Source organism: Rhodovulum viride (assembly GCF_003265965.1).
GTDB classification, from domain to species: domain Bacteria; phylum Pseudomonadota; class Alphaproteobacteria; order Rhodobacterales; family Rhodobacteraceae; genus Rhodovulum; species Rhodovulum kholense.
In genome coordinates this window covers 303,847-313,447 of sequence record NZ_MUAV01000001.1, presented here as the reverse complement: position 1 = coordinate 313,447, position 9,601 = coordinate 303,847, and the positions used below count along the sequence as shown (strand labels likewise).

Below are 9,601 nucleotides of genomic sequence, written 5' to 3'. Positions count from 1 at the left end.
GTGAGGCAGCCGGAAAAATCCAACTTCCGGCGGTCCAAGGTTGGGGAGCAGGGCAGCAGCCGGAAAAATCCAACTTCCCGCGGTCCAAGGTTGGGGAGCAGGGCAGTCGTTCGCCCATTGCAGGATCGCCTTGCTGGTGAACTCGGTGCCATTGTCACTGACGACACAGGCCGGTTTGCCGTCGATGCGAACCAAGGCGTCCAGTTCGCGCGCCACCCTGGCCCCCGAGATGCTGGTATCAGCGATCAGGCCAAGGGTCTCGCGGCAGCAATCGTCGTTCACCGCCAGGATGCGGAACTTCGGGCAGGCCCCGAAGGTGTCCGACAGGAAGTCCAGCGACCAGCGCTGGTTTGGCCGCAGCGGCACCGGCATCGGAGTGCGGCTGCCGCGCGCCCGCTTGCGGCCACGACGGCGGCGCACCGACAGCCCTTCTTCGCGGTAAATCCGGTACAGCTTCTTCTCGTTCATGATCATCCCCTTGCGCTCCAGCATGATGCCCACGCGCCGATAGCCGAAGCGTCGACGCTTCTCGGCGATCTTGTGCATCTCCTCACGGATTTCCGGGTTATCGGGCGGCCGCTCACGCCGCACCGTCTTCGGATCGACACCGATCAGGACGCGGGCCCGGCGTTGCGAGATCGGATGATCCCTCATCGCCCGCAACACCGCGTCCCGCCGTTGCATCGGCGTCGTCACGGTTTTCCCAGCAGATCCTTCAGAACAACCCTCGCCATTGTCTCTCGGACCAATGGCGTTCCAATGGCTCGATCCAGCATGGCATCCGCCAGCAGGCGCTTCAGCTTCGCGTTCTCATCCTCGAGCTGCTTCAGCCGCTTGGCGTCCGACAGGTCCATCCCGCCATACTTGGCCTTGAGCTTGTAGAAGGTCGCGGGGCTCAGCCCATGCGTCCGGCAAAGTTCCGAGGTGGGCAAACCCGCCTCCTGCTCTTTGAGCATCCCGATAATCTGCGCCTCGGTGAAACGGCTTTTCCTCATTCGTCTGCTCCTTCAGGTTGGGCAGACTCTACGCTACGGCGAGGGAACTTCCGGGGGGCAGACCAAGGTGTGTAGCTACGTCAGCACGTAAGCTGGGTATCGCGATTGACCCCGGACTCAAGTTTTCTGAGCGTGTGTTGTTCGCTGAGCATGGGGAGGCTGGCCGTGCGGTCAAACTCGTCAAGGATAGCCTGCGCCGCGTGATCACCAAGCGGCGCTCCCGGCTCGAACTCGAGGACGCCGAGCGCATCTTCGTGAAAAGCAATGGTCCCAGGGAAATGACACCTTTTCACCCCGGAGACTGGTCCTTCGTCGAGAGCGAGCTGAGGGCCATGGGATGGGTGCGATGAGAGTGCTGCGTCCATATCTGCCGTTTGACCCTGAGGAAACGACGTTGTCGTTCGCCAACTGTCTTGCGCTCATGCACACGGGGCGCGGTATGCGGCACTTCCTGCGTGATCTCAATATCAGCGCTCCGAGCTTCGTTTCGGGCCATGCGGCGGAAACCAGCGCACTTGCGGAGATGGTGGGCGTCGAACCCGAAGAGCTTTTGGCAAACAGTGTCGACGTGAAGCAGACTCATGCAAGCTTCAGGGACCAGCGACTGGCCCGGGCATTTCTCTCCCCGCATGCTGCACATTTCTGCCCGGCCTGCCTGGCGGCGGATGGTGCCCGCGAATGCTGGCGGCAACGGCTTATCTGGGGTTTTCGGCACGTTCACCGATGTGACCGCCATGGTCTTTGGCTCGCCCATTCAGACAATGCATCTGCAGAAGCGCTGCCCGATGCGGTCTCGGTTTCGACTTTCAAACAACGGGATACTGTCGAAGACCCCACGCCCGAGTACATTGGTTGGCTGAAATGCAGCCTCTCCAATACGAGTACACCGGTGTGGTCCTGGCTCGAGGGTCAGACCTTGGAGCAGGTCTTGAACGCGTCTGAGATGCTTGGAGCCGTCCTCGAGCACGGTCATGGCGTCAAGATCAAGAAGCTCGCCCCCATCGAAGTGGAGCAGGCGACAGACATCGGTTTCAGCATCTACCGCGAAGGCCCCGAGGCTGTGACCGAGGCGCTTGATACGATCCATGCAACGTCCCCGGCTTCGGCCGTTCAGGCGGGGCCTCTCGCCTACTATGGAGCGTTGTTTGACTGGCTTGATCGGCGAGCCAACGCAATCGATCCGGGGCCCATCCGAGATATCCTCCGTACGCACATCACAAAGCACTTTGCGATCGAGCCCGGCACGAACATTTTGGGCGAGCAAATCACCGCCCGCACCACCTATAGCTTCCAGGCTCTGAGCGACACGCTTGGAATTCATCGGCAGCGCTTGTCTCGGATCCTCCAGAAATTTGGGAAGGTTCCGATGGGGGCATCAGATAAGGAAAGCGGCAGGATCGTGTTCGATGCGGCTGAAATCTTGCCTCTGATCGAAGACTTCCAGACAGCGATCAGTCTTCATGACATCCCCGGCCACCTGGGGGCCAGCAAACGGCAGGTGGAGGTGCTATATCGGGCAGGTCACACCTCGTCCCCCTGATACCTGCACCTGAGCGTGGTGCCGTCCGAAAGGTGGTCTTCTCCCGTCGGCATCTGGAGCAACTTCTTTCCAAGATTATGGTTCTCGACGAGCTGACAGATCCCGCCGATGGATGGCATCCTGTAGGTTATGCTTGTCAGCGTGGAGCTGGTCCGTTCGCGGACCTTTTTCCAGGATCATGTCGGGTGAACTCCGTGCGCTTCGTGCTCCTATGCAGCATGGCGTTGCCAGCCTTCGCGTCCACCTGGACGACGTGATTGGTTGAGCCCACCTAGCTCTGACGATCTTCCGCGATATGAGAAAATGCCCGCTTCGGCGGGTTTTTTCATGTCTCACGGGGTGATCCGGCCGGACCTTGAGGCCGACTTGGCCGCATCTTGACACCAAGGCACTTTGACTGTCACTTTAAGCATCTGATACGAAATCAAAAAATCTACGCCTTGGCCCCAACTTGTTCCCGATCCACAACCGCAAGGGCTTTCGGGATCATCCATCGGGCCGTTTCGGCGAACGGCACTGCTGTCGCCCGTTGAATGCCCGGCGTCCGGTGCGGCGCCTTTTGGGCCGAAGGCGCTGCCGACTGGCGGATCCCCGAGCGGCGCAGCGGGCCATGGCCGCGTCGGTCCGCAGAGATCCCGGGGCCTCTGTCCGCTGGAAGACCCCGGGGGAAGCTGAGCCATCCGGGCCGCCGGGCGCGCGCTGCGCCTCGTAGGGCCTCCCGACGCATCGACCCCTTTCCGTCGCGTCGTTGGCCGGTCGGCGAACCCGCCCGAAGCGACCGTTTCCGCCGGTGCCGGTCTAAAGGGTCTTCAGGTTCACCCGGGCCGAGAGCTCGGCATGGCTTTCCTTGCGCTCCGAGTAGCGGTCGACCAGATGGTCGCGGATGTCGCGCGTCAGAAGCGTGAGCTTCATCAGTTCCTCCATCACATCGACGATGCGGTCGTAAGAGGGCGAGGGCTTCATCCGCCCGGCCTCGTCGAATTCGGTCCAGGCCCTGGCGATGGAGGACTGGTTGGGAATGGTCAGCAGGCGCATCCAGCGCCCGAGCACGCGCAGCTGGTTGACCGTGTTGAAGCTTTGCGAGCCGCCCGAAACCTGCATCACGGCGAGCGTCTTGCCCTGGGTCGGGCGCACCGAGCCCAGCGACAGCGGAATCCAGTCGATCTGCGCCTTCATGATGGCGGTCATGGCGCCATGGCGTTCGGGCGAGGACCAGACCATGCCCTCGCACCACTCGACCAGGGCGCGCAACTCCGCGACCTTCGGATGGTCGGCCTCGACGCTGTCGGGCAAGGGCAGGTCGCGCGGGTCAAAAAACCGGACCTCGGCCCCGAGGCGTTCGAGAATGCGTGCGGCTTCCTCGGCGGCCAGGCGCGAATAGCTGCGCTCGCGCAGCGAGCCATAGAGGATCAGGATGCGCGGCGCATGGGCGCTGCGCCTGGCCGGGACCAGCGCGTCGGGATCGGGCAGGCGCAGCAGCGCGTCGACGAGGTTCGGCGTTTCAGGCAAGCCGGTCTTCCTTTTCCTTGAGGATCGTGTCTCGGTCCTGCCTGTCATGCGGCCCCGACGGCGGCCGGTCCAGCGGATTTGCGAGGGCGTCGGCGGCTGGAGAAGGGCGCATCCGCGTTGCCATTGCTGACCGCGGCCGGGAACAGGGTCGGTTTCGCGCCTTCGGGGGTCGCATGTCCGCCGCCCGCGTCCCCCGACACGCTGCGGCTGGCTGGGCAAGGATGCCGGGAACGTCCGCCATCGCGAAGTCGCCGCGCGGGCCTCCGCGTCCGGCCCCGATTGGCGGAACCCGGATGGCGTTCCGACGCGCCGATGCGCCGCCGAACGCGGCCGCCGGCCGATCGGGGCGCTTCTGGGCCCTGCGGGCAACCGGCTCTCGGACCGGTTTGTCCATGAGGCCCGCCGCCCGGGTGCCAGAGGGGGTCGTGCTTGCGGCAACGAGACATGGGATTTCGGCGCGGACGGCCCGATGATGGTGGGCCGCGCCCGGATCGGCGACCGGCCGATTGCCGGGACCGACCGGCTGTCCCGCTGGCCGCGTGGCCCCGGTCGGCCAGCCAGGCCTGTCCGACCCCGGCCGCTGAGCCCGCAGGGAAAGAGGCCCGCGAGGACCCGAGCCCCCGGCTCGGGACGTCCCCGGAGCCGCGCGGCAGAAGCCGGTTCCGGGTCGGGTCTTGGCCTTCGACCGGCACGGCGCGGGGCCTATCCCGCAACCCTTTTGCTGGGACGTGATCGAGGCGCTGGATGCGCCGGCGCCAGCGGGGGGCGCGCGGCGTTCCGAATGGCGCGCGCCCGATTGGCCTTCCCGGCACCGGCGGAAACGTGGCGCTGCACAGCCACCTTGGCGTTCCGCCATCGGTTGGACTGGGCATCGCGGGCGGCCGGGCCAGGGCCACCCCTGTCCATGACCGCGCGGCCCGGGCCTTTGTCGCCGGTCCCGGGGCCCGGACGCCCCGATATGGGGCCGTTGCGCCTGCGGCCTCGCGCGGGGCAAGACGCTCGACCGCCCGATGCGGCGGTTCCGGCCGAACCGGGCGGTGCCGGGCAGGGCGAAAGCCAGGGCGGTCAGAAAAATGACGAAGGGTTCACAGCGGTGTTACCTGCGGTGGATACCCGACGGTCACGCGCTCACCAAGACCCTAAAATTCAGTTCGGATGACACGAAACGCGTCGCGCGTCGCGGCTCTGGCCGCGCGGCACCAGGACGGCCCCAGGATGGGTCCAGGACGGCGCCGATCGGTGCCGAAACGGCGAGCGACGGCCGCCGCGGCGGACCGGAACCGCGTCAGTGTCCCGTCCTGCGCCGCCGGATCGCGCGACAATCGCCGGACTGGCCGACGTTTCTCGACCCCAGGAGATCTTCACATGAGACATCTTCCCTTGGCCTTCTCGTTGCTGACGGCCGCGGCGGCGGCGACGCCGCTTGCGGCGGAGAACAGAATTGACGGCCAGGCGCCCAACGCCCCCGCTCTGGCGGCTTACGGGGATCTGCCCATCGGCGTGCGGCGGATCGATCTGGTCCATGAAAACCAGATCGACATCGTCGGCATCGATCCGGCGGCGGGCGCATCGGCGGATCTGCCGCGCTACGACCGGCCGCTGACGGTCGAGGTCTGGTATCCGGCCGTCGCGGGCGCGACGGGCGAGACCTCGCTTGATGTCTACCTGCGCGACGGGATCACCGAGGTCGCGCTGGAAGGCCGCGCGGTTCGCGACGCCGCCGCCGCGGACAGCGCCGAGCCGCTGCCGCTGGTGATCATGAGCCACGGCTATCCGGGCAACCGCTTCCTGATGGCGGAACTGGCGGAAAACCTCGCCTCGAAGGGCTATGTGGTCGCATCCATCGATCACACCGATTCGACCTATCGCAGCCAGGCGGCGTTCGGCTCGACGCTGGTGAACCGGACCCTGGATCAGCTGTTCGTCCTGGACGAGATGGAGCGGCTGAACGCCGACGCAAATTCGGGGCTGGCCGGTCTGATCGACACGCGCCATACCGGTCTGATCGGCTATTCGATGGGCGGCTACGGGGCGATCGTCACGGCCGGCGGCGGCCTGTCCGAAGCGGCGATGGGCTGGGCGCCTGCGAACACGCTGGCGATCCACGAGCAGGGCAGCGAGACCCACGCGGCCATGGCCGATCCGCGGATCAAGACCGCCGTGGCCATTGCGCCCTGGGGCATGAATTACGGTCTCTGGGAGGCCGAGGGGCTGGCGGCGATCGACGTGCCGATGCTGTTCATCGCGGGGTCGGACGACCGCACGGCGGGCTATGAGACCGGCGTGCGGGCGATCTGGGAAGGCGCGACCGGCGTGGACCGCTCCCTGCTGACGCTTGAGGGCGGCGGCCACCATGTCGTCGCGCCGATCCCCGCCCCGGAGGAAAGCCATGCCTTGGGCGTCGCGGATCACTACATCGATCCGCTCTGGGATCAGGTCTTCACCAACAATATCGGCCAGCATTTCGTGACCGCCTGGCTCGACATCGAACTGAAGGGCGACACCGGCAAGGCCCCCTATCTCGACCTGGTCGAGAAGGGCGACGACGGCGTCTGGTCGGTCAACGAGGACGGGTCCGTCAACCCGGATCACAGCTACTGGTTCGGCTTTGAGGAGGGCGCGGCCGCCGGGCTCCGGTACGAGGTCCTGGCCGCGGCGGAGGACCCGGCCCCGGTTCCGCTGCCGGCATCGGTCTGGCTGATCGGTCTTGCCTGCGGCGCCCTTGGCAGCGCCGGGCGCAAACGCCGCCGGGCCGCCTGACCCAAGCGGGCGGTGCGGAGACGGCGACTGTCCGCCTCCGCACCGGTCCCCTGCCGCCGAGCCCTTGCCGCCGAACCCTTGCCGCCGGGGGCCCTTCCCGCAAAGCCCCGCCCGGCGGGTCCGGTGTCGTGAGCGGGGGGCGTGGGGGGCGTGTCCGAGGCGGGGACAGCGCTCGGCGCCCGCCTGCGCTTTCGGCCAGAAAGTCGGTCAGGGTCCGGACCCGTGCCGCCTTCCGGCCGTTCCGGGGAAAATAGAGAAAGAGCGCCGGATAGCGGCGGCAGCAGGGCTCCAGCACCGGCGCGAAGTCCGCCGCATCGGGCAGGCGGGCGCGCACTGGTTCGAACAACCGGCCGATCCCAAGGCCCTGCCGCACCGCGTCGGCGGTCACCTCGATGTCGTTGGTCGCAAGGCGCGCGGGCATGTCGATGGTCGGGTCCTCGCCGTCGCGCTCCTGCATCAGCGGCAGTCTCCGGTGCGCGGGCAGGTCCTCTTCCAGCCGGTCGCCGAAGCGGATGCCGATGTCGAAGCCCTGCCGCAGGATATCGACCGTGCCGTGATCGTCCGAGATTTCCAGCCGGATCTGCGGATGGCGCGCGGCGAAGCGGGCAAGCACGGGCCGCCGCAGCCCGCACCAATGGGCAAAGCGGGCCGCCGTGATCCGCACCGTGCCGCTGGGGGTCCGGCCCAGATCCTGCACGCTTTCCACCGCATGGCTCGGCACCCGCAGCGCGTCCGAGCTGCGGCCCCGCAGCATTTCGCCCGCCGGGGTGATTTCCAGCCGCCGGGTGCTGCGGTTGAAAAGCGGCACCCCGTCTGCGTTTCGAGCGCTTTCAGAGACTTGCTGACCGCGGGCAAGCCGACACCCAGACGCCGTGCAGCGCCGGTGACGCGGCGCTCGGCAGCGATGGCAGGAAACACCCGGAGGTGCCCGTAAAGCGCCAGCTCGGCCAACGTGTCCTTTCCTTCCGGGAAAGAAGGATTGGTCCATTCCACGGCCAATCGTCAAAAGCGCGCGGATCTGGATCGGCCCCGAGCTCCCCAATGCCCCCGCGGATCAAAGCATGACCAAGACACCCGTCATTTCCGGCCATCCCGATCTCGACCGGTCGACCGCGAACCGCATCATCCTCGACAGCCTGCGGGCGCAGCCCGGGATCGAGATCGAGCTGCGCCGCCTCGACGCGCTTTACCCCGATTTCCGCATCGACGTGCCCGCCGAACAGGCGGCCCTGTCCGATGCCGACGTCATTGTCTGGCAGTCTCCCCTTCGACTGCTTCGGCCTGCCGGGGCTGATGAAGACCTGGGTCGACCGCGTGCCGGTGCATGGTTTCGCCCACGGCGCGGGGGGCACGCGGCTGCAGGGCAAGCCGCTGATCCAGTCCTTCACCACGGGCGCTCCCGGGGCGGCCTATGCGTCGGGCCAGCCGATGACCTCTCCGCTGGAGGACTTTCTTCCGGCGCTGCTTTGCGGGATGGACGACCAGTCTCCCGTCATCTCGACCGGCATGAGACATGTCCCGGGGGTGAACAGTGCCGAGGACCTGCAAGCGGTGACGGACCGGGCGCGCGATCGCGCGGCACGGTTAGCGGCCTGAGAGGGGGGCGACTGGTGCGCCTTTTCCCCGATATGTCAGCCGGAAGGACCCGGACATGAGGCCTGCTGGCCATTTCGTCCTCGAACCCGACCCGCAGGACCCCGCGCGGATCGTCCCCCATGCCGAGAGGGTCGCGGCCGCGCCTGCGCGGTTCGGTGGGTGGCTGCTGGCCACTGGCGGCCGGACCGAAGCGGTCGAGGGCCGCGCGCCCGAGGGCAAGATCGTGAGGCCGCGGTTCGGCAGCATGGACAGCGCGCCTGGCTGGTACCGGTCCGAGGCCCATGCCGAAATTCGGGTCCACCGCCTCGCCGCGGGCCGGAAGCGCGGCTATTTCGTCGAGCGCCTGCCCGGCTGATCGACGCGCCGGATCAGTCGGACGATCCGAAGGACAGAAGAATGAAGGTGCTTGTGATCGGCGCCACCGGAGGCATCGGCAGACAGCTGTTGTCGCGCCTTCGCGCGGACGGGCACGAGGTGCGGGGCCTGCACCGCAAACCCGAACAGCCCGTCGGGATCGCCGAGGCAGGCGCGGTCCCGGTGTCGGGCGACATCGTCGGGATGACGGTGGACGACTTCACCCGCGCAGCCGAGGGCTGCGAGGTCCTCGTCTTTTCGGCAGGGGCGGCGGGCAGCGGGTCCAAGCGCACCACCGCGACCGACGGCGATGCCCCGGCCAAGGTCGTCGCGGCGGCCGAGCGGCTTGGCATCCGCCGCCTCTGCCTGGTCTCGGCCTGTCCCGAGGCCGGCCGCCAGCACGCGCGTACTCCGGGTTTCGAACATTACATGGCCGAAAAGAAGCGGGCCGATGTCGCGGTTGCGGCCTCGGGGCTCGACCGGGTGATCCCGCGGCCCGGGACGCTGGTTCACGAAGGGGGCGAGGGCAGGGGCAGCCCCGGCCTCGCGGTGCCCTGTGGCTGGGTCGCCCGGGGCACCGTCGCCCGCGTCCTCGCCGGGCGGGTCGGTCTGCCCGGGATCCGGCGCGAGATCCTCGATCTGACCCACGGCGTCACACCCGTCGCGGCGGCGCTGGACGCGGTCGCGCGCGGCGAGGGCAGGACCCCGGTCGCATGGGGCATTCATGAGCCCTGCTCATGTCGCAAACAAGGACCCCGGGCGTTCCAGAGCTACGCGCGGGCGCTATGTCATGGCCGGACCGTCCGGGGCCGCGCCCCGGGGGCGACCAACGGATGAAGGGAAAATC

At 67.4% G+C, this 9,601-nt stretch carries 8 protein-coding genes and 4 pseudogenes; 8 read left to right on the top strand and 4 right to left on the bottom strand.

The genetic code is table 11. The annotated features are described in order from the left end of the window. Nucleotides 1-108 precede the first annotated feature (108 nt). A pseudogene (locus tag BYZ73_RS01380) lies at nucleotides 109-995 on the bottom strand (IS3 family transposase); the annotation flags it as partial. A gap of 137 nt (nucleotides 996-1,132) precedes the next feature. On the opposite strand from BYZ73_RS01380, the gene BYZ73_RS22330 reads away from it, so the two are divergent. Continuing rightward, nucleotides 1,133-1,345, top strand: a complete 213-nt coding sequence (locus BYZ73_RS22330) for a hypothetical protein (RefSeq protein WP_146746246.1) — start codon at nucleotides 1,133-1,135, stop codon at nucleotides 1,343-1,345. Next, the gene (locus BYZ73_RS01370) at nucleotides 1,342-2,535 is read left to right on the top strand and encodes a TniQ family protein (RefSeq protein WP_181497926.1); all 1,194 of its coding nucleotides are present in this window, start codon (nucleotides 1,342-1,344) and stop codon (nucleotides 2,533-2,535) included. Before BYZ73_RS22330 ends, BYZ73_RS01370 begins: the two co-directional genes overlap by 4 nt. A gap of 798 nt (nucleotides 2,536-3,333) precedes the next feature. On the opposite strand, the gene arsH is transcribed toward BYZ73_RS01370, so the two are convergent. Further along, the gene (gene arsH, locus BYZ73_RS01365; RefSeq protein ID WP_425440003.1) at nucleotides 3,334-4,044 is read right to left on the bottom strand and encodes an arsenical resistance protein ArsH; all 711 of its coding nucleotides are present in this window, start codon (nucleotides 4,042-4,044) and stop codon (nucleotides 3,334-3,336) included. Nucleotides 4,045-4,255: 211 nt separating this feature from the next. On the opposite strand from arsH, the gene BYZ73_RS24115 reads away from it, so the two are divergent. Further along, nucleotides 4,256-5,203, top strand: coding sequence for a DUF1348 family protein (locus tag BYZ73_RS24115; RefSeq protein ID WP_112314599.1), 948 nt, complete (start codon nucleotides 4,256-4,258; stop codon nucleotides 5,201-5,203). Nucleotides 5,204-5,409: 206 nt separating this feature from the next. Then, on the top strand, nucleotides 5,410-6,804 hold the full coding sequence (locus BYZ73_RS01355) for a poly(ethylene terephthalate) hydrolase family protein (protein WP_108023637.1): 1,395 nt from the start codon (nucleotides 5,410-5,412) through the stop codon (nucleotides 6,802-6,804). Nucleotides 6,805-7,288: 484 nt separating this feature from the next. On the opposite strand, the pseudogene BYZ73_RS24110 reads toward BYZ73_RS01355, so the two are convergent. Together BYZ73_RS24110 and BYZ73_RS24105 are read right to left on the bottom strand one after the other, a co-directional pair. After that, nucleotides 7,289-7,558 (bottom strand): annotated as a pseudogene (locus BYZ73_RS24110) (LysR substrate-binding domain-containing protein); the annotation flags it as partial. Between the two features lie 59 nt (nucleotides 7,559-7,617). After that, nucleotides 7,618-7,722 (bottom strand): annotated as a pseudogene (locus BYZ73_RS24105) (helix-turn-helix domain-containing protein); the annotation flags it as partial. Between the two features lie 143 nt (nucleotides 7,723-7,865). Here BYZ73_RS24105 and BYZ73_RS24100 point away from each other — a divergent pair. The 4 genes and pseudogenes from BYZ73_RS24100 to BYZ73_RS01335 form a co-directional block, all read left to right on the top strand. Further along, nucleotides 7,866-8,012 (top strand): annotated as a pseudogene (locus BYZ73_RS24100) (hypothetical protein); the annotation flags it as partial. A 40-nt stretch (nucleotides 8,013-8,052) separates the two neighbouring features. Further along, complete coding sequence (locus BYZ73_RS01345) at nucleotides 8,053-8,400, top strand: NAD(P)H-dependent oxidoreductase (protein WP_220086776.1); 348 nt, start codon at nucleotides 8,053-8,055, stop codon at nucleotides 8,398-8,400. A gap of 55 nt (nucleotides 8,401-8,455) precedes the next feature. After that, entirely contained in the window at nucleotides 8,456-8,755 is a 300-nt protein-coding gene (locus tag BYZ73_RS01340) for a DUF1330 domain-containing protein (RefSeq protein ID WP_112314598.1), read from the top strand. A 41-nt stretch (nucleotides 8,756-8,796) separates the two neighbouring features. Beyond that, the gene (locus BYZ73_RS01335) at nucleotides 8,797-9,591 is read left to right on the top strand and encodes an NAD(P)H-binding protein (protein WP_112314597.1); all 795 of its coding nucleotides are present in this window, start codon (nucleotides 8,797-8,799) and stop codon (nucleotides 9,589-9,591) included. Nucleotides 9,592-9,601: the final 10 nt, after the last annotated feature.